The 25777-nt window shown below is 62.2% G+C and carries 26 protein-coding genes; 14 read left to right on the forward strand and 12 right to left on the reverse strand.

Annotated elements, in window-relative coordinates:
* Positions 1-15 precede the first annotated feature (15 nt).
* The 3 genes from recQ (at position 16) to ABTV87_RS07515 (ending at position 4617) form a co-directional block, all read left to right on the forward strand.
* Positions 16-2145 (forward strand): DNA helicase RecQ, encoded by a 2130-nt coding sequence (gene recQ, locus ABTV87_RS07505; protein WP_433899205.1) that lies wholly within the window; start codon positions 16-18, stop codon positions 2143-2145.
* A gap of 134 nt (positions 2146-2279) precedes the next feature.
* Positions 2280-2714 (forward strand): MarR family transcriptional regulator, encoded by a 435-nt coding sequence (locus ABTV87_RS07510; protein ID WP_039765478.1) that lies wholly within the window; start codon positions 2280-2282, stop codon positions 2712-2714.
* A 127-nt stretch (positions 2715-2841) separates the two neighbouring features.
* A complete protein-coding gene (locus tag ABTV87_RS07515) occupies positions 2842-4617 on the forward strand; it encodes a FimV/HubP family polar landmark protein (RefSeq protein WP_433899206.1) in 1776 nt (591 codons plus the stop codon).
* Between the two features lie 6 nt (positions 4618-4623).
* Here the strand turns inward: ABTV87_RS07515 and ABTV87_RS07520 are convergent, their stop codons facing one another.
* On the reverse strand, positions 4624-6825 hold the full coding sequence (locus tag ABTV87_RS07520) for a patatin-like phospholipase family protein (protein ID WP_085605695.1): 2202 nt from the start codon (positions 6823-6825) through the stop codon (positions 4624-4626).
* A gap of 71 nt (positions 6826-6896) precedes the next feature.
* Between ABTV87_RS07520 and ABTV87_RS07525 the strand changes: the two genes are divergently transcribed.
* Entirely contained in the window at positions 6897-7184 is a 288-nt protein-coding gene (locus tag ABTV87_RS07525; protein WP_085605697.1) for a SelT/SelW/SelH family protein, read from the forward strand.
* On the opposite strand, the gene ABTV87_RS07530 is transcribed toward ABTV87_RS07525, so the two are convergent.
* On the reverse strand, positions 7178-8071 hold the full coding sequence (locus ABTV87_RS07530; protein ID WP_007958389.1) for a DMT family transporter: 894 nt from the start codon (positions 8069-8071) through the stop codon (positions 7178-7180). The two genes, ABTV87_RS07525 and ABTV87_RS07530, sit on opposite strands and share 7 nt — an antisense overlap.
* 72 nt (positions 8072-8143) lie before the next feature.
* A complete protein-coding gene (locus tag ABTV87_RS07535; RefSeq protein WP_433899207.1) occupies positions 8144-8908 on the reverse strand; it encodes an AraC family transcriptional regulator in 765 nt (254 codons plus the stop codon).
* Positions 8909-9040: 132 nt separating this feature from the next.
* Here ABTV87_RS07535 and ABTV87_RS07540 point away from each other — a divergent pair, with 132 nt between their 5' ends.
* A complete protein-coding gene (locus ABTV87_RS07540; protein WP_007958385.1) occupies positions 9041-9856 on the forward strand; it encodes a UDP-2,3-diacylglucosamine diphosphatase in 816 nt (271 codons plus the stop codon).
* A 139-nt stretch (positions 9857-9995) separates the two neighbouring features.
* Here the strand turns inward: ABTV87_RS07540 and ABTV87_RS07545 are convergent, their stop codons facing one another.
* Positions 9996-10586, reverse strand: a complete 591-nt coding sequence (locus ABTV87_RS07545) for an HD domain-containing protein (protein ID WP_085605701.1) — start codon at positions 10584-10586, stop codon at positions 9996-9998.
* Positions 10587-10610: 24 nt separating this feature from the next.
* Entirely contained in the window at positions 10611-10922 is a 312-nt protein-coding gene (locus ABTV87_RS07550; RefSeq protein WP_127797264.1) for a DUF962 domain-containing protein, read from the reverse strand.
* Positions 10923-11089: 167 nt separating this feature from the next.
* Here ABTV87_RS07550 and ABTV87_RS07555 point away from each other — a divergent pair, with 167 nt between their 5' ends.
* On the forward strand, positions 11090-12151 hold the full coding sequence (locus tag ABTV87_RS07555) for an AraC family transcriptional regulator (protein ID WP_011332998.1): 1062 nt from the start codon (positions 11090-11092) through the stop codon (positions 12149-12151).
* Here the strand turns inward: ABTV87_RS07555 and ABTV87_RS07560 are convergent.
* Positions 12108-13562, reverse strand: coding sequence for a TrkH family potassium uptake protein (locus ABTV87_RS07560; RefSeq protein ID WP_007958377.1), 1455 nt, complete (start codon positions 13560-13562; stop codon positions 12108-12110). The genes ABTV87_RS07555 and ABTV87_RS07560 overlap by 44 nt on opposite strands.
* Before the next feature lie 121 nt (positions 13563-13683).
* Between ABTV87_RS07560 and ABTV87_RS07565 the strand changes: the two genes are divergently transcribed.
* Positions 13684-14250: a nitroreductase family protein gene (locus ABTV87_RS07565; RefSeq protein WP_085747150.1), complete on the forward strand. Its 567-nt coding sequence runs from the start codon at positions 13684-13686 to the stop codon at positions 14248-14250.
* A 5-nt stretch (positions 14251-14255) separates the two neighbouring features.
* On the opposite strand, the gene ABTV87_RS07570 is transcribed toward ABTV87_RS07565, so the two are convergent.
* From ABTV87_RS07570 to ABTV87_RS07595, 6 genes are all read right to left on the reverse strand, one after another.
* Positions 14256-15596 (reverse strand): sensor histidine kinase, encoded by a 1341-nt coding sequence (locus tag ABTV87_RS07570; protein ID WP_085605709.1) that lies wholly within the window; start codon positions 15594-15596, stop codon positions 14256-14258.
* A 178-nt stretch (positions 15597-15774) separates the two neighbouring features.
* A complete protein-coding gene (locus ABTV87_RS07575) occupies positions 15775-16224 on the reverse strand; it encodes a Spy/CpxP family protein refolding chaperone (protein ID WP_007958371.1) in 450 nt (149 codons plus the stop codon).
* Positions 16225-16360: 136 nt separating this feature from the next.
* Positions 16361-17038 (reverse strand): response regulator transcription factor, encoded by a 678-nt coding sequence (locus tag ABTV87_RS07580; protein WP_433899208.1) that lies wholly within the window; start codon positions 17036-17038, stop codon positions 16361-16363.
* Between the two features lie 7 nt (positions 17039-17045).
* Positions 17046-17456 carry a hypothetical protein gene (locus tag ABTV87_RS07585; RefSeq protein ID WP_007958369.1) on the reverse strand — a complete coding sequence of 137 codons (411 nt, stop codon included), beginning with the start codon at positions 17454-17456 and terminating at the stop codon, positions 17046-17048.
* Positions 17457-17576: 120 nt separating this feature from the next.
* A complete protein-coding gene (locus ABTV87_RS07590; RefSeq protein WP_011333002.1) occupies positions 17577-17876 on the reverse strand; it encodes a YciI family protein in 300 nt (99 codons plus the stop codon).
* A gap of 1 nt (position 17877) precedes the next feature.
* The gene (locus ABTV87_RS07595) at positions 17878-18474 is read right to left on the reverse strand and encodes a septation protein A (protein WP_007958367.1); all 597 of its coding nucleotides are present in this window, start codon (positions 18472-18474) and stop codon (positions 17878-17880) included.
* 87 nt (positions 18475-18561) lie between these two features.
* On the opposite strand from ABTV87_RS07595, the gene ABTV87_RS07600 reads away from it, so the two are divergent.
* From ABTV87_RS07600 to ABTV87_RS07630, 7 genes are all read left to right on the forward strand, one after another.
* Positions 18562-19425: a PHP domain-containing protein gene (locus ABTV87_RS07600; RefSeq protein ID WP_085747145.1), complete on the forward strand. Its 864-nt coding sequence runs from the start codon at positions 18562-18564 to the stop codon at positions 19423-19425.
* Between the two features lie 13 nt (positions 19426-19438).
* A complete protein-coding gene (locus ABTV87_RS07605) occupies positions 19439-20068 on the forward strand; it encodes an L-threonylcarbamoyladenylate synthase (protein ID WP_045121866.1) in 630 nt (209 codons plus the stop codon).
* Between the two features lie 120 nt (positions 20069-20188).
* Positions 20189-20887 (forward strand): segregation and condensation protein A, encoded by a 699-nt coding sequence (locus ABTV87_RS07610; RefSeq protein WP_170844946.1) that lies wholly within the window; start codon positions 20189-20191, stop codon positions 20885-20887.
* Positions 20888-20898: 11 nt separating this feature from the next.
* Positions 20899-21918 carry an SMC-Scp complex subunit ScpB gene (gene scpB / locus ABTV87_RS07615; protein ID WP_433899209.1) on the forward strand — a complete coding sequence of 340 codons (1020 nt, stop codon included), beginning with the start codon at positions 20899-20901 and terminating at the stop codon, positions 21916-21918.
* 2 nt (positions 21919-21920) lie between these two features.
* A complete protein-coding gene (locus ABTV87_RS07620; RefSeq protein ID WP_007958358.1) occupies positions 21921-22112 on the forward strand; it encodes a DUF1289 domain-containing protein in 192 nt (63 codons plus the stop codon).
* A gap of 153 nt (positions 22113-22265) precedes the next feature.
* Complete coding sequence (gene rluB, locus ABTV87_RS07625) at positions 22266-23483, forward strand: 23S rRNA pseudouridine(2605) synthase RluB (RefSeq protein WP_433899210.1); 1218 nt, start codon at positions 22266-22268, stop codon at positions 23481-23483.
* An 848-nt stretch (positions 23484-24331) separates the two neighbouring features.
* Entirely contained in the window at positions 24332-25750 is a 1419-nt protein-coding gene (locus ABTV87_RS07630; protein WP_433899211.1) for an amino acid permease, read from the forward strand.
* Positions 25751-25777: the final 27 nt, after the last annotated feature.

The following is a 25777-nucleotide window of genomic DNA, read 5'->3' on the forward strand; positions in this document are numbered from 1 at the left end:
ATTTTTGGAGTTTTTATGCTCGAACAGGCTCAACGCGTCCTCAAGGACATCTTCGGCTACGACAGTTTCCGTGGCCGTCAGGGTGCAATCATTGAGCGCGTAGCCAGTGGCGGTGATGCCCTTGTCCTGATGCCGACCGGCGGCGGCAAGTCCCTGTGCTTCCAGGTGCCGGCGCTGTTGCGCGACGGCCTGGCGGTGGTGGTGTCGCCGCTGATCGCTTTGATGGACGATCAGGTCGCCACCCTCGAAGAGCTGGGCGTGGCTGCCGCCGCGTTGAACTCCACCCTGAGCGCCGAACAACAGCGCGACCTCGCCAACCGGATCAAGCGCGGCGAAGTGAAGATGCTGTATCTGGCGCCGGAGCGTCTGGTGCAGCCGCGCATGCTGTCGTTCCTGCAAGGCTTGAACATCGCGCTGTTCGCCATCGATGAAGCGCACTGCGTGTCGCAATGGGGCCATGACTTCCGCCCGGAATACCTGCAACTGGGGCAGTTGGCGGAAATGTTCCCCGACGTGCCGCGCATCGCCTTGACCGCCACCGCGGACAAACGTACCCGCGAAGAAATCGTCACCCGCCTGCACCTGCAGAACGCCGAGCGTTTCCTGTCGAGCTTCGACCGGCCGAACATCTTCTACCGCATCGTGCCCAAGGAGCAGCCGCGCAAGCAGTTGCTGGCGTTCCTGGCCGAGCGGCGCAGCGACGCCGGCATCGTCTACTGCCTGTCGCGCAAGAAGGTGGAGGAGGTGGCCGCGTTTCTCACTGAGCAGGGCTTCCCGGCGCTGCCGTACCACGCCGGTCTGCCCAACGATCTGCGCGCCTATCACCAGAAGCGCTTCCTCAACGAGGAAGGCCTGATCATGGTCGCCACCGTGGCGTTCGGCATGGGCATCGACAAACCCAACGTGCGCTTCGTCGCTCACCTCGACCTGCCGAAATCCCTTGAGGCGTATTACCAGGAAACCGGACGTGGCGGCCGTGACGGTCTGCCGGCGGACGCGTGGATGGCCTACGGTCTGCAAGACGTGGTGATGCTCAAGCAGATGCTGCAGAACTCCGAAGGCGACGAGCGCCACAAGCGTCTGGAGCAGCACAAGCTCGACGCCATGCTCTCGCTCTGCGAAGAAACCCGCTGCCGCCGTCAGGCGCTGCTGGCGTATTTCGACGAGGACATGCCGGAGCCATGCGGCCACTGCGACAACTGCACCGACGGCGTGCAGACCTGGGACGCCACCGAGCCTGCGCGTCAGGCGCTGTCGGCGATCTATCGCACCGGCCAGCGTTATGGCGTCGGCCATCTGGTAGACGTGCTGCTGGGCAAGGACAACGAAAAGGTCCGCAGCTTCGGCCATCAGCACCTGTCGGTGTACGGCGTCGGCAAGGCGTTGAGCGAGAGCGAATGGCGCTCGCTGTTCCGTCAGCTGGTTGCCCGCGGTCTGGCCGATGTCGATCACGAAGGTTATGGCGGGCTGCGCCTGAGCGACACCTGCCGGCCGCTGCTCAAGGGCGAAGTGAGCTTGGAGCTGCGCCGCGACCTCAAACCGCAAGTCAGCGCCAAGAGCGGCAGCAAGAGCCCGGCCAGTCAACTGGTGCGCGGCGAAGAGCGCGAACAGTGGGAAGCGTTGCGTGCCCTGCGGCGCAAACTGGCGGAAGAACATGGCGTGCCGCCGTATGTCATCTTCCCCGACTCGACCCTGCTGGAAATGCTCCGCAGCCAGCCGACCTCGCTGGCGGATATGGCACGGGTCAGCGGCGTCGGCGCGCGCAAGCTGGAGCGTTACGGCGAGGCCTTCCTCGAAGTGCTCGGCGGCGAGGCCGAGGCGCCGAAAGTGGTGGCCGACGTGCGCCACGAACTGATCACCCTGGCCCGCGCCGGCATGACGCCGTTGCAGATCTCCGGTCAGTTGCAGTGCTCGGAAAAGAACGTCTACACCATGCTCGCCGAAGCCATCGGCAAGCAGCAGCTGTCGCTCGAGCAAGCGCTGGATTTGCCGGAAGACCTGATGGGGGAAATCCAGGACGCGTTCCTCGACGGCGAAGGCGAGTTGCCGTCGGTCGCCGAAGTGGCCGAGCTGTTTGCCGGTCGCGTACCGGAGGGCGTGCTTTACTGCGTGCGGGCTGCGCTGCAATCCGAGTTTGAAATGTAAGAGGGCGTTTGTGCCAACCGTTATACGGTTGTAACGATTCAGTACAGGACGCCTCTTGCCTATAGCCAAATGTCATGCTTAGCTGACTAATAATTAGTTTTTCTCTATTTGTTCAGTCTAATCATGAGTGTTTTATGCCGTTAACCGATCAACACCGTTTTGGCATGCAATTGGCCCAGATGTCGCGTGGCTGGCGTGCCGAACTGGATCGCCGGCTGGCCGGTCTGGGCTTGTCCCAGGCACGCTGGCTGGTGCTGCTGCATCTGGCGCGCTTCGAAGAGGCGCCGACCCAGCGGGAGCTGGCGCAAAGCGTCGGCGTCGAAGGGCCGACCCTGGCCCGTCTGCTCGACAGCCTGGAAAGCCAGGGCCTGGTGCAACGCCAGTCCGTGATGGAAGACCGCCGGGCGAAAAAAATCGTGCTGTGCGCACCGGCCCTGCCGCTGATCGAACAGATCGAAACCATCGCCACGCAACTGCGCAAGGAATTGTTCGAAGGCGTCGACGAGGCGGATCTGAAGGTGTGCATGCGGGTACACGGGCACATTCTGGCCAATCTGGAAAAGTCTTGAGGCACAACCGCGTGCCGTTTTTTTGAGAGATCGCGCTGGGCAGACTATAAGAACTACTGGGCAATATCGTGTTCGTACCGGATGTGCGAACGCATAGAAGTCGGTTTTGCTTATTTAAGGGATGCTCATGCTCGGAAGTCGGCACGTGGTACTGCGTTGCGCCAACTCGCTGTTGGTGGCCGGTGTTCTCACCTGGTCCACCGCGTCATTGGCGCTGGGGCTCGGTGACATCACCGTGCATTCAGCCCTCAATCAGCCGCTCAAGGCTGACATCGCTCTGGTGGATGTCGGGGGCGTCGGCGAAAGCGAACTGGCGGTTCGTCTGGCCTCGGCGGACGAGTTTGGCCGCGCCGGCATCGAGCGCGTGTTCTTTCTCAATGACCTCAAGTTCACTCCGATCCTGCGTGGCAATCGCAACATGATTCGGGTGACGTCCAGCAAACCGGTCAACGAACCCTTTCTGAATTTCCTCGTGCAGCTCGATCAGCCCAATGGCCACCTGCTGCGCGAATACACCGTGCTGATCGATCCGCCGGGTACTCCGGGGATTGTCCCGGCTACCGATGAGCCAACTGCGCGTGCGCAATCGTCGGAATTCCCGACCCCCGAGGCGCCCTCCGCAACCACGCCGGCCAAACCTGCTGCGCCGGTGCAGCCGCCGGCTCCGGTCGCCGACGCCCAGGCCGAGCAACTGGCGGCGAGCCTTGTGCAGAACCAGCAACTGCAAAAAACCATCGATGAATTGAACGTGAAGCTTCAGGCCCAGGAAGTGCTGATCGCTGACGGCAAGAAACAGCTCGGTGATTTGCAGGCCCGGCTGATTGAAGTGCAACAGGCGCCGCCGGCACCGGTAGCGCCCGTGGCACCTGCGCCAGCGCCGGTCATTGTCCCGGTCGAGTCTCAGGAGGATTCACTCAACTGGCCGCTGCTTGGCGGACTGCTGCTGGTACTGGGATTGTTGGTGGCAGGGCTGTATGTGCGCCGGCAACGCCAGCAGGCGCAAGGGTCTGAGTCGCCGACACCGTTCCTGCCGGTACGAAACGAACCCCTGGTCGACGACGCCGAACCGATGCAGCCGAGTGCCGTTCACAGTGCGCTCGAACATCGCGAGGAACACGCCAACGGCGATGTGCTGGAAGCGGTCGGTATTTATCTGGCCTACGGACGCTTGGGCGAGGCCGCCGGTTTGTTGCGTGATGCGTTGCAGCGGGAACCGGAGCGCATCGACCTCGGCGTGCAATTGCTTGAAGTGCTGGGGCGGCAGGGCGACACCCCGGCCTATGACGAGCAGGAAAATCGTCTGCGCCAGCTCGGGGTCGAGGATCAGCGCTTGCAGGAGATTCGCGCCCGCTACCCGAAACTGGTCAGCGCCGCGCCTTTGGTGGCGGCGGCCCCGGTGATTGCCGCGCTGCCGATCGAACCCCCTGTGGAGCCGGAACCCGAAGACAATTTCGAACTGAATCTGGATCAACTCTCGATGGCCTCCAGTTGGGATCTTGAAGAAACTCGCCCGGCCACCACAGCACCTGAACAGCCGCCATCAACGCTCGGCTCAGATCTGCAGGTATTGCCACAGGATTTCGAATTGCCGGAAACCCTGCCCGACGACGCCGAAACCGCCGAGCTGGAATGGATCGTCGAACCGGAAACGCAGCCGCTGGACGAGGACTTCCTCAACGAGTTTGGCGATCCCGGCACGTCGCTCTCGCTCGAACCACTGGAGCTACAAGCCCCGGAACCCGAACCCTCGGACACCGCCAACGCCGGCAAACTCGAACAGGCCCAGACCTGCATCGACGACGGCGATATCGACAGCGCCATTGCCTTGCTCAACGAACTGCTCAAGGAAGCCGACGAACCCCTCAGGCAAACGGCGCGCACGCTGTTGGCGGGGATTCGTTGACTGCCGTCAGAAGGTCTGCCCGAGGTTCAGGTACACCGCCTGTTCATCCGCATCGTTCAGGCCATAGCTGAAATTCAACGGCCCCAGCGGCGTATCGAAGCCGATGAACACGCTGGCCGCGTTGATGTAGCCGCTGTCGAACTCATTGTCGTTGTTCCAGGCCCGGCCGCGTTCCAGCGAGGCGCCGGCGTACAGCGGGAAGTCCAGCGGCAGGTAAGAGCGCGGCGTGAGGCGGCGGTAATACACCGCGCGCATCAGACTGACGTTCTGCCCAGAGATCGCGTCCTCGCGGAAACCGGACAATTGCCGGGCGCCGCCGAGCAGGAAACTGGAGGTCACCACGTTGGCATCGTCCAGCGTGCGGCCGTAACGGCCACCCAGAATCAGCGTATCCGGGCCACTGCTCATGGCCTTGTCCAGTTTGAATTCCCACTGCCGGTAGCGCGTGTCGGAACCCAGGCTCGGCTCGAACTGCACCAGCGTCAGGCCAATGTCTTCGCCTTCGTGGGGGTAGTAGACGTTGTCCAGCGAGTCGAAGGAATACTTCAGCGCATAGAACCCTTCGTTGAAGTTTTCGCTCGGCAGATCCTGATCGCCGATTCGCACATCCGCCTTGCCCCAGGCCTCGCCGACGCCGAAACGCACTTCGCCGCTGTTGCCGATCTGCCGGCCAAAGTTGAGGCCGAAGCCATAGCGCTCGACGCGATACTGGGCGATCGGATCGTTGTCCAGAACCGAGTCGACGTTCTGTGCGGCAAACGACGCATAAGGTGCGACGAAGTAGCGAGAGCCCACGTCCAGCGGCTGATAGAACTCGCTGTACAACTCTTGTTTATCGCCGATCTGCGCCCGGGTCAGCCATTCCGCGCCGAGCCGGTTGATGCCGTTCATGCGGTAACTGGCGCCGAGGTTGAAGGCGCTGTCGCCGCGCATGTCGTCCGACAGGTTGAGGCCGACCCGTAGGTAATCCGTTCCGGTGCGTTTGCCGCGCGCGCTGATCACCAGCGTGTGATCCGCGCCTTTGTGCACCACGCGGTATTGCACCTGCTCGAAGTAATCGAGGCCGTACAGGGTGCCCATGTCGGTTTGCAGACGGCCCAGATCCAGCGGCTCGCCGATGTGCTGGCGGATGTAGTAGCGGATCACGTCATCGCCGACTTTCGAGTCGTTCTCGACCTTGATAGCGGTGATGATCGGCGTTCGCTGGCCCGGTGCGCGGGCGGCGTTGAGCTCGGCGTCCTGCGACTGCACGGGTTTGAGGCGCGCGAGGCGCACGTTCAGGGCCTGGGTCGCGCGGTAGCCGGCGTCGATCATCTCCTGGCCGCGACCGAAATCGGTGGCGCCGAAACTCGCCAGTGGCGGCTGGATCAGCACGTCATCGGGATGCAGGGTCGCCAGTTGTTCTTCGGAGTTGCGCCGGGTCATCAGGGTGATCGACTGGTTCAGCACATCGACCACGGTCACCAGTTGCTTGCGATTGCGCAGCGGGGTACCGATGTCGACCACGATGGCCACGTCGACACCCATTTCACGGGCCACATCGAGGGGAATGTTGTCGGTCATGCCGCCATCCACCAGCAATCGGCCGTCGAGTTCGACCGGGGCGAACACCGCCGGGATCGACATGCTGGCGCGGATCACCTGGGGCAGGTGGCCCTTGCGGAACACCACTTTTTCGCCGTTGGCAATGTCGGTGGTGACGGCGCGGAACGGGATCGGCAGCTTGTCGAAATCCCGGGTGTCGCTGGTATGGGCCAGCAGGCTTTCCAGCAGCAGCGCGAGGTTCTGGCCCTGAATCACGCCCAATGGCAGGCCGAGGCTGCCGTCATCGCGAAAGCTCAGCTTCTGTTTCACCAGAAAGTCGCGGTCGTCCTGCTTGCGCCGGAACGGTACGTCTTCACGGGGCGGGGCGTCGGACAGCGCTTGCTGCCAGTCGATGGTCAGGGCGAGTTTTTCCAGCTCGTCGATCTTGTAACCCGAGGCGTACAGCCCACCGACCACCGCGCCCATGCTGGTGCCGGCAATCGCATCGATCTTGATGCCTTGTTCTTCCAGAGCCTTGAGCACACCGATATGCGCCAGGCCACGGGCCGCGCCGCCGGACAGCACCAGGCCGACTTTCGGGCGCGTTGCCTCACTGGCATGGACGCTGACACCAGCGAACAGGGGTAGGAAACCAAGCAACAGGCAGATCAGAAGACGACGCATCGTGAGTCTCGGGGCGAGCGATAAAGCCGGCTATTATAGCGGCGCCCTCTGGCTCAGGAGTTTCAGCGATCATGACCGTCACAAAACCGGAAATCGTCATCACCTATTGCACGCAATGCCAGTGGCTGTTGCGCGCCGCGTGGCTGGCGCAGGAGCTGCTCAGTACCTTCGGCGACGATCTCGGCAAAGTGTCACTGGTGCCGGGCACCGGCGGGATATTTCACATTACCTGCAACGACGTGCAGATCTGGGAACGCAAGGCCGACGGCGGTTTCCCGGAGGCCAAGGTGCTCAAGCAGCGGGTACGCGACCAGATCGATCCGGACCGCGACCTCGGCCACAACGACCGCAGTCAGTGAGAGGCGGCCTCGGCCGCGACGGTTTTCTTGTCGCTGCTGCCTGACATCCGGCTCGACACCACGATGGCAACGATGATCAGCGCGCCGCCGATCAACATGCGCAAGGTCGGATCTTCATCGAACAGCAGCCAGGCCACGGTAATCCCGTACACCGGCTCCATGGCGAACACCACCGCGGCGGTACGCGCCTTGATGACCGCGAGGCTGGCGACGAACAGGCTGTGGGCGACGCCGGTGCAGAACACCCCGAGCAGACCGATCCACAACCAGTCGATGGCCCGCACTTCGCTCAGTTGCGGTGCGGCCACCGGCAGCAGACACAGCGCCACCACCACGTTCTGGCACAGCGCCGCCTGCACCGCCGGGATGCGCCCGGAGCTGGCGCGGTTGGTCAGGGACAACAGGGAAAACAGCAGGCCGGACAGGATCGCCCAGAGCAGGCCGGTGGTCGCGCCGCTGGCCAGATCGAACGCCGGGGTCACCAGCACCAGTCCGACACTGACCAGCACCACCAGCACGATTTCGTTGATGCGGATGCGTTCGCGGAAGATCAGTCCTTCGAGGATCACCGTGAAGGCCGGGAAACTGGCGAAACCCAGGGTCGCAATGGCGACGCCCGCGACCTTGACCGCAATGAAGAAGCTCACCCAGTGCCCGGCCAGCAGCACACCGCTCAGGGCCAGTCGCCGCCAGTCGACGGCTTGCAGTTTCTGCCAGCCGCCCTGTTGGGCGAAGCGGGCGAAAAACGCCAGGGCCAGCACGGCAAACGCGGCGCGTCCGAACACGATGACGGCGGGCGTTGCGGCCGCGAGTTTGCCGAAGACGCCGGTCAGGCCGAACATCAGTGCGCCGATATGCAGGGCGCCGAGGGCGGTACGGGGAGTCATTGCAGTCCTTTTTCCAAACACGATTACAGGCACACATTGAAGCGTGTAACGGCCGAAAAGTCTGTCGGCAGGCTATCGACTTTTGTCGTCAGCCTCGCGTCGCAATTGTGTAGGAGAGGTGCCGAACTCACGCAGGACGGCGGCCGAAAACGCGCTTTGCGAGTTGTAGCCGACCCGGCTGGCCACTTCACCGACGGGCAGCGTGGTGTTGCGCAACAGCGCCACGGCTTTGTGCAGACGGCGACTGCGAATGTAGTCCATCGGTGTCTGCCCGCATTCGGCGACGAACCGCGCATGCAGCCGGGCGCTGGACAATCCGGCGACACGCGCCAGATCCGCCACTTGCAGCGGATAGGCCGCGTACTGCTCGATGTGCGCATCGAGTGCCGCGTAGGGCAGGCGGCGCGCGACGATCTCGGCGGGTGGCACGTGGTTCAGGCTCGCCAGCAACAACACCGCGCCTTGTTGCGCAATCAGCGGATCGTCCACTGGACTGTTCGCCAGCCAGTTGACCAATTGGCCTTGCCCGGCATCCAGCGACAACCGCGCGGCGTTGTCCAGCAGACGGCGGCTGGCATCGGCGTGATCGCCCAACGAGCGCGTCAGCCATTGTTCGTCGGGCACATCCAGCACCAGACAGCGGCTGCCCTTGGGACTGCCGCACGCGTGATGCGCGCCGGCGGGAATCACCACGAAACTCTGCTGCAATACCTGGCTGCCACGCCCTTCGACTTCGAAATCCAGCGCGCCGGACAGGCCGAACACCAGTTGCGCGTGGTCGTGGCTGTGGGCGATCAGGTCGTGGCTGTAAAGGCGCAGGGTCAGGATCGGTTGCATGGCGGTCTCCGGGCGAGCCGCCAGTCTACACCGGCGCAGGGGCGGCGCGTTTGTCACACGACTGACGCATATCTGTCATGGTCGATTAACCGGGCGCGCGCAGAGTGGCGAAAACATCGCAGAGGGTTGCCCATGACCAGCGCCGAGCTCGCCAGACCCAGCCGTAAACAACGGGTTCGCACCCTGTGGATCTCCGACGTGCACTTGGGCACGCGGGATTGCCAGGCCGAGCATCTGTCGCAATTTCTCAAGGGCTATCACGCCGACAAGATCTACCTGGTCGGTGACATCATCGACGGCTGGAAACTGCGCGGCGGCATGTACTGGCCCCAGGCGCACACCAACGTGATTCGCCGTTTGCTGACCATGAGCAAGCGTGGCACGGAGGTGATTTACGTCACCGGCAACCATGACGAATTCCTGCGCCGCTATTCAAAGCTGATTCTGGGCAATATCCAGCTGGTCGACGAAGCCGTGCATGTCACCGCCGATGGCCGGCATCTGCTGGTGATTCACGGTGACCAGTTCGACGTGATCACCCGCTATCACCGCTGGCTCGCGTTCCTCGGCGATTCGGCCTATGAATTCACCCTGACCCTCAACCGCTGGCTCAATCACTGGCGGGCGAAATACGGTTACGGCTACTGGTCGTTGTCGGCCTATCTCAAGCACAAGGTGAAGACCGCGGTCAGCTTCATCAGCGACTTCGAAGAAGCCATCGCCCACGAATGCGTGAAGCGCGAGTTGCACGGGGTGGTCTGCGGACACATTCACCACGCCGAGATCCGCAAGGTCGGCGAGGTGGATTACCTCAACTGTGGCGATTGGGTGGAGTCATGCACGGCGCTGATCGAGCACTGGGACGGCACGATCGAGCTCTATCGCCTGGCGGATGCGCAGGCGCGGGAAGCGGAATTGAAAGCGGCGAAGGTTGCCGAGCTGGCTTAGGATCTCTGGTGGTTTCGATGGCCTCTTCGCGGGCAAGCCCGCTCCCACAGTGACCGCGTCGCTCATAGATTCTGTGTACGGCGCGAAACCTGTGGGAGCGGGCTTGCCCGCGAAGAGGCCGGTACAGTCGACATCAAATTCAAGCGGGGGAGTGCTCTTCCATCGCCGCCTTGTAGATCGAGTTTTTCGGCTGGGCAAACAGCCTTTCCATCATCGGCTCAAAGAAGCTCAGCGGCAGGGTGTCGTACTCGGGATCGAACGCTGCCGCGTCATATTTGGCGCAGAACTCCGCGGTCGCCAGAAATTGCGGGTGGTCGCTGAATTGCTCGCGCAGGTGACGATCCATGCCCAGGTGATGGAAGAAGTAGTAGCCCTGGAAGATCCCGTGTTTTTCCACCATCCACAGGTTCTCGGCGCTGACGAACGGCTTGAGGATGGCGGCAGCGATGTCCGGGTGATTGTAGGAGCCAAGGGTGTCGCCGATGTCGTGGAGCAGGGCGCAGACCACGTACTCTTCGTCGCGCCCGTCGCGAAAGGCACGGGTCGCGGTTTGCAGTGAGTGGGTCAGGCGATCCACCGGGAAACCGCCGAAATCGCCTTCGAGCAGTTTCAGGTGGGCCATGATCCGGCCCGGCAACTGACGGGCGTAGGCGCTGAAATCCGCCGCAATGATCGCCCAGTCGTCCTGTGTGCCGTCCTTCATGTGGGTGAAACGGGCAGTGGCATTCATCGGCAGTCCTCTTGGTCGGAATTTCTAGAACGGCACGCGGCCCAGGATCATGTCGCGGTACATGACGAAGTCGCCGAGCAGGCTGTAGAACGGATGCTGGAAGGTGGCCGGGCGGTTTTTCTCGAAAAAGAAATGGCCGACCCAGGCAAAGCTGTAGCCCGCCAGCGGCAGCGCAAGTAAAAGCAGCCAGGCGCCCTTGGCGATGGTCAGGGCGAGAATGAAGATCACCAGCGTCGTGCCGATGAAATGCAGGCGACGGCAGGTGCTGTTGCTGTGCTCGCTGAGGTAATACGGATAGAACTCGGCGAAGCTGTTGAAATGCTTGATGGTTTCCACGACTGCGATCTCTGTGGTTATTGTTCTGATTGCAAGTTGTTCGGCGGGTAGCTTATTTGAGTCTAGAGTGATCAATGGCGTCGGCCAGTGACAATCGGCGCCACTTTACTATCCTTGGGAAATCGGCCGTAGTATGCGGCTCACCATGTCATCCAAGAAAAAACGCCATGAGCGAACGAACGACTTCTGCAAGCTGGGCGATGGGGATTGTCAAAGCACTGGAAATGGACGGCCTGGATTGCCGGGTTTTGTTCAGACAGCTGGGGCTCGACTACGCGGCGCTGGAGGATCCGGACGCACGCTTCCCACAGGATTCCATGACCCGACTCTGGCAACGGGCGGTCGAGCTGTCCGGTAATCCGGCGATCGGCCTGAACATGGGCAAGGTGGTGCGGCCGGCTTCGTTCCATGTTGCGGGCTATGCGCTGATGTCCAGCAATACGCTGGCGGAAGGTTTTCAGCGACTGGTGCGTTATCAGCGGATCATCGCCGAAAGTGCCGACCTGAGTTTTCGCCTGCTCGATGAAGGTTATGCGCTGATCCTGACGGTGCATGGCGATCATCTGCCGCCGACCCGGCAAAGTGCCGAAGCCTCGCTGGCCTGCGCACTCGCGCTGTGCGGCTGGCTGACCGGGCGCACGCTGCATCCGCGCAAAGTGCTGGTGCAGGGCGATGAGCCGGATGATCTTGAACCCTACAAACAAGCCTTCCATGCACCGCTGGTGTTCAACGCGCCGTATGACGCGCTGATCTTCGAACGGGCCGACATGGAAGCGCCACTGCCCACCGCCAACGAGGCGATGGCGTTGCTGCATGACCGGTTTGCCGGGGAATATCTGGCGCGGTTTTCCGAAAGCCGCGTGACGCACAAGGCGCGTCAGGTGTTGTGCCGCTTGCTGCCGCAGGGCGAACCCAAGCGCGATACGGTGGCGCAGACCCTGCATCTGTCGCAGCGCACCTTGCAACGACGCTTGCAAGAGGAGGGCACCAGTTTTCAGCAGTTGCTCGACGACACTCGCCGTGAACTCGCCGAGCAATACCTGGCGCAGCCGAGCATGACCTTGCTGGAGATTGCCTACCTGCTGGGGTTTGCCGACCCGAGCAATTTCTTTCGCGCCTTCCGCCGCTGGTTCGACACCACGCCCGGCGATTACCGGGCGCGGTTGCTCGAGGCGCCGAAGGCGATCAGTGACGCCAGAACGCCGGAATACACAGTACAAACACCGTAATGATCTCCAGTCGGCCGAGCAGCATGCCGAACGACAGAATCCACTTGGCCGCATCCGGCAGGCTGGCGAAGTTGCCGGCCGGGCCGATGGTCTCGCCCAAGCCGGGGCCGACGCCGGACACGGTGCTGGCGGCGCCGGTCAGTGCAGTCATCCAGTCCACGCCCAGCAGCGACAGCAGCAGGGCGATCACGCAGATGGTGATGGCGAAGAAGAACGAAAAGGTCAGAATCGACCGGACGATCTCTTCGTCGAGGCGATGACCGTTGTACTTCTGCTTGATCACCGCACGCGGGTGAATCAACTGGTTAAGGTTGGCCTTGAGCAGGATGTAGGCGACCTGGAAACGGAAGATCTTGATCCCGCCCGCCGTCGACCCGGAACAACCACCGACGAAGCCCAGATAGAAGAACAGCATCAGCGAGAAGTTGCCCCACAGGCTGTAGTCCCCCAACGCAAACCCCGTGGTAGTGACCACCGACGTCACGTTCAGCGCCACGTGGCGCAGCGCGTCCAGCCAATGCAGGTTGGTAGTCCACCAGTACCAGGTGCCGAGCACCAGCCAGGTCGCCAGCAACATGCCGAGCAAACCCTGCACCTGTTGATCCTTGATCAGCGCCCGGCGGTTGCCGCGCAGTGTCGCTACATACAGGGTGAACGGCAGGCTGCCGAGAATCATCACCACCACCGCCACCCAGTGCACCGCCGGTTGCGTCCACTTGGCCAGGGACTGGTCGGAGGTCGAGAACCCGCCGGTGGAAATCGCCGACATCGCGTGGTTGATCGCATCGAACGGGCTCATCCCGGCCCACCAGAACGCCAGGCTGCCGAGAATCGTGATGCCGACGTACGCCGCCACGATCAGCCGCGCCACCATGTGCGAGCGGGGCATGACCTTTTCCGAGCGGTCCGAGGATTCGGTCTGGAACAGGCGCATGCCGCCGATGCGCAGCAGCGGCAGGATCGCCACCGCCATGCCGATGAAGCCGATGCCGCCGATCCAGTGCAGCAGCGAGCGCCACATCAGGATGCCGGGGGACATGTCGTCCAGATGGTTGAGCACGGTCGATCCGGTGGCGGTGATGCCGGACATGCTTTCGAAGAACGAGTCGGTGTAGCTGATGTGCTGGGTCAGCAAAAACGGCAGCGCGGCAAAGATGCACACCACCAGCCAGCTGCTGACGGTCAGCAGGTACATGTCCCGGGGGCGCAGGTGAATGTGTTCCGGGCGACCGGGAATCACCAGCGCGAGGCCGGCGACGAAGGTGATCATGCTCGCCCAGAGGAACGACGGCAGATCGCCGGTGCGCTCGAAAATCACCAGGGTGGCCATGGGCACGACCATGGCGATGGCCAGGGTGATCAGGAAGATGCCGATGATGAAACCAATGATCCGTAAGGTCGGCAACGCCATGAAGTCCGCTCGGGCTGATGTGGGAAGGGCGCCATTCTACCTGCGGTGCAAGGCATGTAAACCGACGCGTCTGGATCACTTGCAGCTAGAATAGCCGGACATTTTTTTCAGGAGGTGGCCGATGCAGGCTCTCGACGCTTTGCTCAACCGTGTTTCCGTTCCACGACTGATCGATCCGGCCCCCACCGCCGAACAGCGCGAAGTGCTGTTCGCCGCCGCGACCCGCGCACCGGATCACGGCCATTTGCAGCCGTATCGCTTCCTGACCGTCGAAGGCGCGGCGCGTGAGCAGATGGGCGAGTTGCTGGCGCAAGCTGCAAAAATGCAGGAAGGCGAAGTCACCGAAGCGATGATCGACAAGGCCCGCAACGGCCCGCTGCGGGCGCCGCTGGTGGTCGTGGTCATCGCCAAATTGCAGGATCACGTCAAATACCCTAAGGCCGAGCAACTGCTGGCGGCGGGCTGTGCGGCGCACGGGATTCTATTGGCGGCTTACGCGCAGGGAATTGGCGCGGTGTGGCGTACGGGTGATCTGGCGTATTCGAAACATGTCGCCAAGGGTTTGGGCCTGACGGATGACGAAGAGGTGATTGCGTTCCTCTACCTCGGCACGCCGCAGAAAGAACCGCGGGTGGCCGAGAAGGTTGATCTGGCGGAGTTTGTCAGTGCCTGGCCGGGTAAAGCCTGACTCCATCAGGGCTGAACAACAGCCCCCGGCTCCAGCGGTAACTCAAGACTGGCCACAAACCCGCCCTGCGGGTGATTGGCCAGCACCAGCGTCCCGCCATGCCGCTCCGCCGCCCGCCGGGCTATCGCCAGCCCCAGGCCATGGCCCGCAGCGGTCTGCCCCGGCGCTCGATAAAACGGTTCGCCCAACTGGCTCAGATGCTCGGCCTGCACCCCCGGCCCATGGTCACGCACGCTGACCACGATCCGCTCGCCCTGACGTGACGCCTGCATTTCAATCGACTGCCCGACCGGGTTGAAGCGCTGGGCATTGCGCAGCAGGTTGTCCACGGCGCGCTCGATCATGGTCGGCCAGCCTGTCAGATTGAGCGCCGGCTCGGCCTCCAGACGCACGGTCTGCTCCGGCGAACCGAGTTGCGCGTCCTTTTGCAGGGTGGCGAGCAAGGCATTCAGATCCACGTCTTCGGCGCTGGCGTTGTCGGCATCGACCCGCGCCAGCACCAGAATTTCACTGATCAGCGCTTCCAGCCGATCGCACTCACGGGTCAGGCGCGGCCAGAGTTTTTCCCGTTCTTCGGGGCTTGCACGCTCGGCCAGTGCCAGCGCGATGCGCAGTCGGGCCAGCGGTGAACGCAACTCGTGGGAGACGTCGCGCAGCAACTGGCGCTGACTGCCGATCAGGCTTTGCAGGCGGGCGCCCATGCGGTTGAAGTCGTTGGCCAGCACGCCGAATTCATCGCGGCGGTTGGCCAGTTGCGCCAGGCTGTTCTGTTGATAGGTGGTCTGGCCGAGGTCATGCACCGCGCCGCGCAGGCGACTGAGCGGGCGAGTGATGGAAAACGTCACCAGCAGGCTGAACAGGGTCAGCACTACCAACGCAATGCCCAGCGCACTCAACGGCCAGAGCAGGCTTTCGCGGTGCCAGGCGTCGAGTTCCGGGTGCGGGATGCGGTAGATGAAGAGGTAGGTGTCGCCGCTTTTGTCGCTGGTGAATTCGTCGGTCAGGCGACGCCAGGGCAGGCGTCGGTCATCGTTGTTCTGCCGCGCCTCGAAGGCTGCCGCGCGCCGGGGGAAGGTGCCGCGCACCACCGGGTCGCCGCTTTCGTTCAGCACTTGCACGTCGATGTGGTATTGGCGCTTGCGCTGTTCGAGGATGTCCTGGGCGGCATCTTCGCCCTGGGCTTCGTAGGTCTGCGTCCATTCGGCCGCCAGGGTGTTGAGGCCCGGGTGACGACTGAGGATCCACGCGTCCTGGTTGAGCATGTGCCCCAGCAGAATGGAAAGCCCTGCAACCAGAGCGATGGCCAGCCAGAAGCTGGCGAGGATACGCCAGAACAATGAACGCACAGAAAATCCTCAAACAAAAACAAATCCAATGTGGGAGCGGGCTTGCTCGCGAATGCGGGGTGTCAGTCACTGATGATGTCGACTGAAACTCCCTCTTCGCGAGCAAGCCCGCTCCCACATTTGAATTGAGTGGCAACAGATCCGACGGCGTTTAGCCGTCGGATCCGGGGTTACTGCATTATTGCGCCTTTTGCGGCTGTTGCGCTTTCCAGGCTTTGAACTCGGCCCATTCGGCGCGACGCTCGGCCTGTTTCTTCTGGATCTCGTCGAATTTCTTCTGTTGATCCGGTTTCAACACGGCGCGGACATCGGACTCGGCTTTCTTGTGGTTGGCCGCCATCTCGTCCTTCATGGCTTTCTGGTCGGCTGGCGAGAGTTTCTCCAGGTATTTTTCGACCGTCTGCTTACGCTCGTGCATCTGCTCGCCCATGATCTTGCGGATCTGCTCGCGCTGTTCGCGGGACAGGTCCAGCTGGCTGTACGGGCCTTTGCCGTGCATGCCGTGCATCTGACCGCCATGGCGCGGGCCGTCCAGCGGGCCACCCATCGGGCCGCCATCCTGTGGCATGGCCATGGCGACGGTCGGCAGGGCAGCGGCAAACATCAGAGCGATAAGAGTCTTGCGCATGGTGAATCTCCTTTGTCTCGTTCCCGGTACGTTCCGGATGAGTACAGATTACGGAGATCAAGGTCAGCGGCGGTCAGCGCTGTGTAAAGCTTGGGTAAACACGTTTTCGCGCCGACCTGACAAAACTGACAGACGATCAGAGGCTGTAGTAGTAGCCACGGCTGCGCAGGGCGACGATGCGCGGGCGGCCGTCGGGGTGCGGGCCGATCTTTTTGCGCAGGTTGCTGACGTGCATGTCCAGGCTGCGGTCGTACAGGGTCAGCTTGCGACCGAGGGCGATCTGCGCCAGTTCCTGTTTTTCCAGCGGCTCGCCCGGTTGCTTGAGCAGGGCTTCGAGCAGGCGGCTTTCGGAGACGGTGAGGGTGAATTCCTTTTCGTCGATGCTGACCACGCCGCGCACCGGGCTGAAGCTCAGGTCGCCCAGCTCGAGCTGGGTCGACACGGCGGCCGGATGACTGCGGCGCAGCACGGCGCGCAGGCGGGCGGTCAGTTCGCGCGGATCGCAGGGTTTGGCCAGGTAATCGTCGGCGCCCAGTTCCAGGCCGAGGATCCGGTCCAGCGGCTCGCCCCGGGCCGAGAGCATCAGCACCGGCAGGTCGGCGTGATCGCTGCGCAGTTGCTTGAGCAGTTCCAGGCCGCTGCCGTCGGGCAGCATCACGTCCAGCACCACGGCCGCCGGCGCGGTTTCGGCCAGCGCCTTGCGGGCGCTCTGACCATCGTGGCAGGCCCGGACCTGAAAGCCTTCCTGGCTCAGCCAGCTACTCAGGAGTTCGCACAACTCCTGGTCATCATCAATCAGTAACAGCTCGCTCATGACTCACTCAATTTAGCCATTGCCGACGTTTTCGGCTTGCTCCACTGGCAAAGATACCGCAGAGCAGCGCCAATAGCGCTACCCCGGCCCCGGTGACGAACCATTGCTGCTGTTCGGTCAGCAGGCGCGGCAGCGGGCTGGCCTGGGCTTCCTTGAGTTGCAGCTTCAGACGCTGATTCTCCTGGCGCAACCGGGCAAGCTGGGCGCTTTCGCGGGTGTTGTCGGCACTTTGCAGTTGTTTGCTCAGTTCTTCCCGTTGCTGCTCGCTGGCCTTCAGGCGCTGCTGCAACTCGGTGATCTGACTGCCGGCGCTCAACGAAAGCGGTGTGGAGCTGCCGCCTTCAGTGCTTTCTTCACCATGGGCGGGCGCCACGATCGACAACGTGACCAACATCAGACACAACGGACCCTTGCGCATCGCGACTCCTGTTTCCAAATGGATATTGGGCAGGTTGTCGGCCGGCAAACGAGAATAATGAGCGATTGAGAACGCGATGAACCGACAAGGTTCATCGCGTAGGGGTATTGGCGGGGGAGGTTACGGCAGGACTTGCTTGAACGGCTTGACGATCACGTTGGCGTAGACGCCGGCCGCGATGTACGGGTCGGCATCGGCCCAGGCTTGCGCCGCGCTCAGGGAATCGAATTCGGCAACGATCAGGCTGCCGCTGAAACCTGCTGCGCCAGGGTCATTGCTGTCGACCGCCGGGTGCGGGCCGGCCAGCACGATGCGGCCTTCGCCCTTGAGCACTTGCAGGCGTTCAAGGTGTGCCGGGCGCGCAGCGAGGCGGGCTTCCAGGGAATTGGCGACGTCGGTGGCAATGATGGCGTAGAGCATGTCAGTCCTCGGTTTTTGGCGTTGTGGTATCGGCGTCGTGCAAGTGACGGGACAGGTAGATGCCCTGAGCGACCAGGAACAGCACGGTCAAGCCCAGGCTGCCGAACACCTTGAAGTCCACCCAGTAGTCCTGGAAGGTGAAGGCGACGAACAGGTTGGCGGCACCGCAGAACAGGAAGAAACCGATCCAGGCGATGTTCAGTCGGGTCCAGACCGGATCCGGCAGGGTCAGCGCGTGACCCATGATGCGTTTGATCAGCAGGCGGTCACCGATGAAGTGGCTGCCGATGAAGGCCAGGGCGAACAGCCAGTTGACCACCGGGGCTTTCCATTTCAGGAAGGTTTCGCTGTGAAAGGCCAGGGTCAGGCTGCCGAACACGAGGCAGGCGACCAGCGTCAGCCACTGGCTCTTCTCCAGCTTGCGCTGCTTGATGAAGATCGCGCCGTACACCACGAGGGAGCTGATGATCAGCACGGCGGTTGCACTGTAAATGCCGCCTACCGTCAGTTCATGGCCGGCAACGTCGACGGTGCGTGGATCGAGTTTGTAGACGATGAAGAACAGCAGAAGCGGGATGAAATCGATGAATTGTTTCACAGTGAGAGCCAGAAGCTGGATGTGGCGGCATAATAACAAACATATGGGCGCGCGATAGCGCCAGCTGATTTGAGGTTACACATCCCCGTGAATGTTGATTTGCACTGCCACAGCACGGCCTCCGATGGCGCCCTGGCGCCTGCGGCACTGGTTGCGCGTGCGTTCGAGAACGGCGTGCGAGTCCTGGCCCTGACCGATCACGACACCCTCGAAGGCCTCGCCGAAGCGCGCACGGCCGCCGAGGCGCTGGGCATGCAACTGGTCAACGGCGTCGAACTGTCCTGCACCTGGGGCGGGGCGACCATTCACGTGCTCGGCTACGGTTTCGACGTCAACGCCGCGCCGTTGGTCGAGGCGATTGCGCAGTTGCACGACGGCCGCTGGCTGCGGTCTGAGGAAATAAGCCGCAAGCTCGCCCTCAAGGGCATGCCGAATGCGCTCGACGGCGCGCGGCAGATCCAGCAGGAACTGGGCGACAGCGGAAACGCGCCGGCCCGCCCGCATTTCGCCGACTGGATGGTGCGTGAAGGTTTTGTAAAGGATCGCGCCGAGGCGTTTCGCAAATGGCTCGGCGCCGGCAAGCTGGGGGACGTCAAGCAACACTGGCCGACCCTCGAAGACACCGTCGGCACGCTGCGCGCCGCCGGCGCCTGGGTCAGCCTGGCGCATCCGTGGCACTATGATTTCACCCGCAGCAAGCGCCGAAAGCTGATTGCCGACTATATTCAAGCAGGCGGGCATGCGATCGAAGTGGTCAACGGTCACCAGCCTGCGGAACAGGTGGGCAGCCTGGCAATCCTTGCCCGTGAGTTCGGTCTGCTGGTCAGCGCCGGCAGTGATTTCCATGGCCCTGGTGGCTGGTCCGAGATCGGCCAGTACCGGCCGGTGCCGGAGGACCTTCCACCCCTGTGGTGTCGGTTCAAACATGACACAGTTATTGCCGCCGTCTGAACAGGTAGAGAATGTGAGTCAATTTTTCCAGATTCATCCGGAAAACCCGCAAGCGCGCCTGATCAAACAGGCGGTCGAGATCATCCGCAAGGGCGGGGTGGTGGTCTATCCCACGGACTCTTCCTACGCAATCGGCTGCCAGATCGGCGACAAGAACGGCATCGAGCGCGTTCGACGCCTGCGTCAGCTCGACGAAAAGCACAACTTCGCGCTGATCTGCAGCGATCTGTCGCAACTGGGCAACTACGCCAAGATCGACACCGGGACCTTTCGAATCCTCAAAGCCCACTTGCCGGGACCGTACACCTTCATTCTCAACGCCACGCGTGAAGTACCGCGTCTGTTGCTGCATCCGAAGAAACGCACCATCGGTCTGCGGGTGCCGAGCCATCCGATCGCGTTGGCGCTGCTGGCCGAACTGGGCGAGCCGCTGATGAGCGTGACCCTGATCATGCCGGGCGAAGAAGACCCGTTGAGCGATCCGTACGAAATGCGCCAGTTGCTCGAGCATCAGGTCGACCTGATCATCGACGGCGGTTTTGGCGGCATCAAGGCCTCCACCGTGATCGACCTCACGGGCGACGATCCGGAAGTGATCCGCGTCGGTTGCGGCGATCCTGCGCCATTCATGGTCGAGGCCTGAATGTCCGCAGTGGAAACCGTTGATCCCCAGGCCGGTGCCCAGCAGGAACTGCCGTTTGCCATGGTCTATGGCCAGGCGGTCACGGAAATGCCGCTGGACCTGTACATCCCGCCCGACGCGCTGGAAGTCTTCCTCGAAGCCTTCGAAGGCCCGCTCGACCTGCTGCTGTACCTGATCCGCAAACAGAACATCAACATCCTCGACATCCCCGTGGCGGAAATCACCCGCCAGTACATGGGCTATGTCGAGCTGATGCAGTCGGTGCGTCTGGAACTGGCTGCAGAATACCTGGTGATGGCCGCGATGCTGGCCGAGATCAAGTCGCGGATGCTCCTGCCCCGGGCCGAAACCGTCGAGGACGAAGAAGACGACCCGCGCGCCGAACTGATCCGCCGCCTGCAGGAGTACGAACGGTTCAAGGCTGCCGCCGAAGGCATCGATGGCTTGAGCCGGGTCGGCCGCGACGTGATCGTGCCCAAGCTCGATGCCCCGGAAGCCCGCGCGCGCAAGCTGTTGCCCGATGTGGCGCTGGAAGAAATCCTGATGTCCATGGCCGAAGTGCTGCGCCGGGGCGACATGTTCGAAAGCCATCAGGTCAGCCGCGAGGCGCTGTCCACCCGCGAGCGCATGAGCGACGTGCTGGAGCGGCTCAAGGGCGGCGGGTTTGTGCCGTTCGTCGAGCTGTTCACCGCCGAAGAGGGCAAGCTCGGCGTGGTGGTGACCTTCATGGCGATCCTTGAACTGGTCAAGGAATCCCTGATCGAGCTGGTGCAGAATGAGCCGTTCGCCGCGATCCACGTGCGAGCCCGAGCCGAATAACGAGTCCCGATATGAACCTGACTGAACCCCGCGAGCTGGCGTCCCTGCTTGAAGCCTTTCTGTTGGCCTCGGGAAAGCCGCAATCCCTCGAACGCCTCTATGAACTGTTCGAAGAGGGCGAACGCCCGGAACCGCCGGTCTTCAAGAAAGCCCTGACCCTGCTCGGCAAATCCTGCGAGGGCCGGGCGTTCGAGCTCAAGGAAGTCGCGTCGGGCTATCGCCTGCAAATCCGCGAGAAGTTCGCGCCGTGGGTCGGTCGTTTGTGGGAAGAACGTCCGCAGCGCTATTCCCGGGCACTGCTGGAAACCATGGCGCTGATCGCCTATCGCCAGCCGATCACCCGGGGCGAGATCGAAGATGTGCGGGGTGTGGCGGTCAACACCAACATCGTCAAGACGCTGATCGAGCGCGAGTGGATCCGCATCGTCGGTTACCGCGACGTGCCGGGCAAACCGGCGATGTTCGCCACCACCAAGGCGTTTCTCGACCACTTCAACCTGAAGAACCTCGACGACCTGCCGCCGCTTGCCGAATTGCGCGAGATCGAGGCCGATCCGGTGCTCGACTTCGACGACGCTCCCGTGCCGCCTGGCTTGCAGGAGCTGGCCGACGCCAGCGCCGAGCCGGAAGAACCGAAGGAAGAAACCAGTTTCCACACCCTGCTGCTGGAACTGGACAGCATGGAGGAGGGGATCAAGACCGACTTCGACGACTTGCTGCGTGACGGAGTGGGTGGCGAGTCGATGCCGACCGGGGTTGAGTCCGATCCGCTCGAGCCGCCGGACGAGGTTGAGCCAGAATCTGAATTTGAGCCTGAATTCGAGCATGAGCCTGAATTCGAACCCGAGCCCGAGCAGGAAGACGATGTGCTCGGCGTGGCCGAAGCCCGGGAAAAACTGCTGGCTGCCGTCGCCCGTCTCGAACAGCCCGCTCCGGAACCAGTCGTAGAAGAAGAGCTGAGCGAAGAAGAAGCCGAGGCCCGCGCCTTGGCCGAAGCCATTGAAGCCGAACGCCGCGAGTTCGAGGATTGAGCATGAGCTCGACCAAAGACCCGTGCATCAGCGTCTGCAAGTTCAGCGACGACATCTGTCTGGGCTGCGGCCGCAGCAAGCGCGAGATCCGGGCCTGGAAGAAACTCGACAAGGACGACAAGCGCACCGTACTGGCTGAAGCCGCGTTGCGTCTGATCAAGCTCGGGGCCACCGGTCGGCGGAAAAAGAAATAACCTTGGCCTGATCGACTAGTCTCTGATGCGCGCGCGGCCACATCCGCGTATGATTCGCGACCCTTCGGCGATCCCTTCGCCCGAAAACCCAGATTTCAACGCTTCAGCGGCTCATTCAGCGCCGCTGAACAGACCACACCGGGAGGTGCCCAGATGAGTGACATCAATCAGAAAGACGACCAGGAAATCGGCCCAGCAGGCGAAAAGCTGCAGAAAGTCCTCGCCCGTATCGGCGTCGGCTCGCGCCGTGACGTCGAATCCTGGATCGCTGCCGGCCGCATCAAGGTCAATGGCAAAGACGCCACCTTGGGCCTGCGTGTCGACATGCACGACGCCATCACCATTGATGGCAAGGTCATCAAGCGTGAAGAAGCCGCCGAGTCGGTTCGCCGCGTGATCATGTACAACAAGCCCGATGGCGAGATCTGCACCCGTGACGACCCGGAAGGCCGTCCGACCGTGTTCGACAAGCTGCCGCGTCCGAAAGAAGGCCGCTGGATCAACATCGGTCGTCTCGACATCAACACCACCGGTCTGCTGATGTTCACCACCGACGGTGAACTGGCCAACCGTCTGATGCACCCGTCCTACGAGATGGACCGTGAGTACGCGGTGCGTGTGCGTGGCGAAGTCGACGACGAAATGATCGAGCGCCTGAAGGCTGGCGTTGTGCTGGAAGACGGCCCGGCGCGTTTCACCGACATTCAACAGGCACCGGGCGGCGAAGGCTTCAACCACTGGTATCACTGCGTGGTGATGGAAGGCCGTAACCGTGAAGTACGTCGTCTGTGGGAATCCCAGGGCCTGGTGGTCAGCCGCCTGAAGCGCGTGCGTTTCGGTCCGGTGTTCCTCAACTCCGACCTGCCGATGGGCCGCTGGCGCGAAATGAGCCAGTACGAAGTCGACGTACTGAGCGCCGAAGTCGGCCTGACCCCGGTGGCCATGCCGCAACTGAACGCCAAGAGCAAAGACAAGCTCGATCGCATGCAGCGCAAGTCGTCGCGTCCGATGGCCCGTACCGAGCGCGTGCGCACCCTGCGTCCGGCCAACGGTGCACCGATTGGCGCCGGTCCGCGTCCGGTCCGCGAGCCGCAGATCGAAGGCGAGCGTCCAGGTCGCAAGCCGGCAGCGCGTCCGGATGGCGAGCGCGGCCCACGCACTCCGCGTCCGGCCAGCGGCCGTACCGAGCGGGGCGAAGGTCGCGGTACGCCGGTGGCGGATCGTCCAGTCGACACCAAGCGTCCGTCCAAGCCGGCGCCGAAGCGTCCAGGCATCAAGCTGGCTGACGATGACAAGCCGTCGGGCAAGCGCCGTGGCGCACCGGCCGGTTCCGGCCAGCGTCCGGGTTTCGGTCGCAAGAAGCCGGAATAACGCGGTTGTAAGCTTCAAGCGGCAAGCTTCAAGCTGAAAACAGAAACGCCAACCTCAGGGTTGGCGTTTTTTTTTGGACTTTTTATTTCTATTTTTTGGGCGTGTTTTTCTTGTTTTAAAACAAAAAACTTAACGCCTTTCAAATAGTTAGCCAGCTAACGTCAATTACCGGACGGCGCTTCGATGGGTCTGGAGTGGAAACTTTACGTTACGCACTGTCAGTGAATATTTACGAAAAAGCCGTCGCAGTCCCGTGAATCGGGTGCCTTTGTAAGGCTGTAAGGAAAATCTGCCGGAGCCAGGCCCGCCGGGCCTTGCGCAGCGCTCTGGCGCGCTTGTTTCAGCGTCGTTTGGAAGGTGAGATGCGCTGCATGCCTGTCGTGCAGGTGCATAACAAGAAGGAGGCGCAATGAACGCCGTTATCCAATTTCACTTCTCCACGTGGGGCGGATTTTCCATCGCCCACGCCGATGGCCTGCAAAGGCCTGACTCAATTTTTGCAGCCGCCCGGGCCTCCCGGGGTGGACACATGCAATCCCGGCAACCGACACGCTGATCCGGCGAGGTCTGGCAGCAGGGGGTTAGCGGTGTACAATGCGCCGCGTTTTAACTGTGACCCTCTGCGTAATCGCGCAAACCTCAAGGTTTATCCGCCTTGTTCACTCCGCCGCGTCACAAGCGTGTCGGGTTCGATTTCGTCACAGATAAAAACAAACAGGTGACGCATGACCGTTGTAAAAAAGCTGAATTCCTGGTGCCTGCGCTGGGGTTTGATCAAGGTTGGCTGAAATCGCAACCTTGCAGCAACGTCTACTGAACATCATCAAACCTTGCGTGAGACCTTTTTCATGAGTGGACAAAACTCGCAATCAGGCGAGCTGAAACGCGGCCTGAAAAATCGCCATATTCAACTGATCGCCCTCGGTGGCGCGATCGGTACCGGATTGTTCCTCGGCTCGGCCGGGGTGCTGAAATCCGCCGGCCCGTCGATGATCCTCGGCTATGCCATCTGCGGCTTCATCGCCTTCATGATCATGCGCCAGCTCGGCGAAATGATCGTCGAAGAGCCGGTGGCCGGTTCCTTCAGCCATTTTGCGCACAAATACTGGGGCGGTTTCGCCGGTTTCCTGTCGGGCTGGAACTGCTGGATCCTGTACATTCTGGTGGGCATGTCGGAGCTGACCGCAGTCGGCAAGTACATCCACTACTGGGCGCCGGAGATTCCGAGCTGGGTCACCGCCGCCGCGTTCTTCGTGCTGATCAACGCGATCAACCTGGCCAACGTCAAAGTCTTCGGTGAAGCCGAATTCTGGTTCGCGATCATCAAGGTCGTGGCAATCGTCGGCATGATCGCCCTGGGTAGCTACCTGCTGGTCAGCGGCCATGGCGGCCCGCAGGCTTCGGTCAGCAACCTGTGGTCCCACGGCGGCTTCTTCCCGAACGGTGTGAGCGGTCTGGTGATGGCCATGGCGATCATCATGTTCTCCTTCGGCGGTCTGGAGATGCTCGGTTTCACCGCAGCCGAAGCCGACAAGCCGAAAACCGTGATCCCGAAAGCGATCAACCAGGTGATCTACCGGATCCTGATTTTCTACATCGGCGCACTGGTGATCCTGCTGTCGCTGACCCCATGGGACAGCCTGCTGGAAACCCTCAACGCTTCCGGCGATTCCTACAGCGGCAGCCCGTTCGTGCAGGTGTTCTCGATGCTCGGCAGCAACACCGCTGCGCACATCCTCAACTTCGTGGTCCTGACCGCGGCATTGTCGGTGTACAACAGCGGCACCTACTGCAACAGCCGCATGCTGCTGGGCATGGCCGAGCAGGGCGATGCGCCGAAAGCGCTGGCGAAGATCGACAAGCGCGGCGTGCCGGTGCGTTCGATCCTGGCGTCGGCGGCAGTGACTCTGGTGGCGTTGCTGCTCAACTACCTGATCCCGCAACACGCGCTGGAACTGCTGATGTCGCTGGTGGTTGCAACGCTGGTGATCAACTGGGCGATGATCAGCTTCTCGCACTTCAAGTTCCGCCAGCACATGAACAAGACCAATCAGAAGCCGTTGTTCAAGGCGCTGTGGTACCCGTACGGCAACTACATCTGCCTGGCGTTCGTCCTGTTCATTCTCGGCGTGATGCTGCTGATCCCGGGCATTCAGATCTCGGTGTACGCGATCCCGGTGTGGGTGGTGTTCATGTGGGGCTGCTACGTGATCAAGAACAAGCGCGGTGCACAACAGGCACTGCACGCGGCGAACGCTGCCAAGTAAGCGTCGCAGCAAAAACAACAAACCCGG

The sequence above is a fragment of the Pseudomonas sp. PSE1(2024) genome (assembly GCF_050990555.1).
Classification (GTDB): domain Bacteria; phylum Pseudomonadota; class Gammaproteobacteria; order Pseudomonadales; family Pseudomonadaceae; genus Aquipseudomonas; species Aquipseudomonas aphyarum.

What these genes read in the sequence shown, in the direction of transcription:
- ABTV87_RS07580 (WP_433899208.1), bottom strand. Translation starts at nt 17,038, where the DNA reads ATGAGCGAGCTGTTACTGATTGATGATGACCAGGAGTTGTGCGAACTC.
- ABTV87_RS07515 (WP_433899206.1), top strand. Translation starts at nt 2,842, where the DNA reads ATGCTCGGAAGTCGGCACGTGGTACTGCGTTGCGCCAACTCGCTGTTG.
- rluB (WP_433899210.1), top strand. Translation starts at nt 22,266, where the DNA reads ATGAGTGACATCAATCAGAAAGACGACCAGGAAATCGGCCCAGCAGGC.
- ABTV87_RS07585 (WP_007958369.1), bottom strand. Translation starts at nt 17,456, where the DNA reads ATGCGCAAGGGTCCGTTGTGTCTGATGTTGGTCACGTTGTCGATCGTG.
- ABTV87_RS07545 (WP_085605701.1), bottom strand. Translation starts at nt 10,586, where the DNA reads ATGAATGCCACTGCCCGTTTCACCCACATGAAGGACGGCACACAGGAC.
- ABTV87_RS07560 (WP_007958377.1), bottom strand. Translation starts at nt 13,562, where the DNA reads ATGGCGTTGCCGACCTTACGGATCATTGGTTTCATCATCGGCATCTTC.
- ABTV87_RS07620 (WP_007958358.1), top strand. Translation starts at nt 21,921, where the DNA reads ATGAGCTCGACCAAAGACCCGTGCATCAGCGTCTGCAAGTTCAGCGAC.
- ABTV87_RS07520 (WP_085605695.1), bottom strand. Translation starts at nt 6,825, where the DNA reads ATGCGTCGTCTTCTGATCTGCCTGTTGCTTGGTTTCCTACCCCTGTTC.
- ABTV87_RS07530 (WP_007958389.1), bottom strand. Translation starts at nt 8,071, where the DNA reads ATGACTCCCCGTACCGCCCTCGGCGCCCTGCATATCGGCGCACTGATG.
- recQ (WP_433899205.1), top strand. Translation starts at nt 16, where the DNA reads ATGCTCGAACAGGCTCAACGCGTCCTCAAGGACATCTTCGGCTACGAC.
- ABTV87_RS07535 (WP_433899207.1), bottom strand. Translation starts at nt 8,908, where the DNA reads ATGCAACCGATCCTGACCCTGCGCCTTTACAGCCACGACCTGATCGCC.
- ABTV87_RS07565 (WP_085747150.1), top strand. Translation starts at nt 13,684, where the DNA reads ATGCAGGCTCTCGACGCTTTGCTCAACCGTGTTTCCGTTCCACGACTG.
- ABTV87_RS07630 (WP_433899211.1), top strand. Translation starts at nt 24,332, where the DNA reads ATGAGTGGACAAAACTCGCAATCAGGCGAGCTGAAACGCGGCCTGAAA.
- scpB (WP_433899209.1), top strand. Translation starts at nt 20,899, where the DNA reads ATGAACCTGACTGAACCCCGCGAGCTGGCGTCCCTGCTTGAAGCCTTT.
- ABTV87_RS07540 (WP_007958385.1), top strand. Translation starts at nt 9,041, where the DNA reads ATGACCAGCGCCGAGCTCGCCAGACCCAGCCGTAAACAACGGGTTCGC.
- ABTV87_RS07575 (WP_007958371.1), bottom strand. Translation starts at nt 16,224, where the DNA reads ATGCGCAAGACTCTTATCGCTCTGATGTTTGCCGCTGCCCTGCCGACC.
- ABTV87_RS07590 (WP_011333002.1), bottom strand. Translation starts at nt 17,876, where the DNA reads ATGCTCTACGCCATCATTGCCACCGACGTCGCCAATTCCCTGGAAGCC.
- ABTV87_RS07525 (WP_085605697.1), top strand. Translation starts at nt 6,897, where the DNA reads ATGACCGTCACAAAACCGGAAATCGTCATCACCTATTGCACGCAATGC.
- ABTV87_RS07555 (WP_011332998.1), top strand. Translation starts at nt 11,090, where the DNA reads ATGAGCGAACGAACGACTTCTGCAAGCTGGGCGATGGGGATTGTCAAA.
- ABTV87_RS07510 (WP_039765478.1), top strand. Translation starts at nt 2,280, where the DNA reads ATGCCGTTAACCGATCAACACCGTTTTGGCATGCAATTGGCCCAGATG.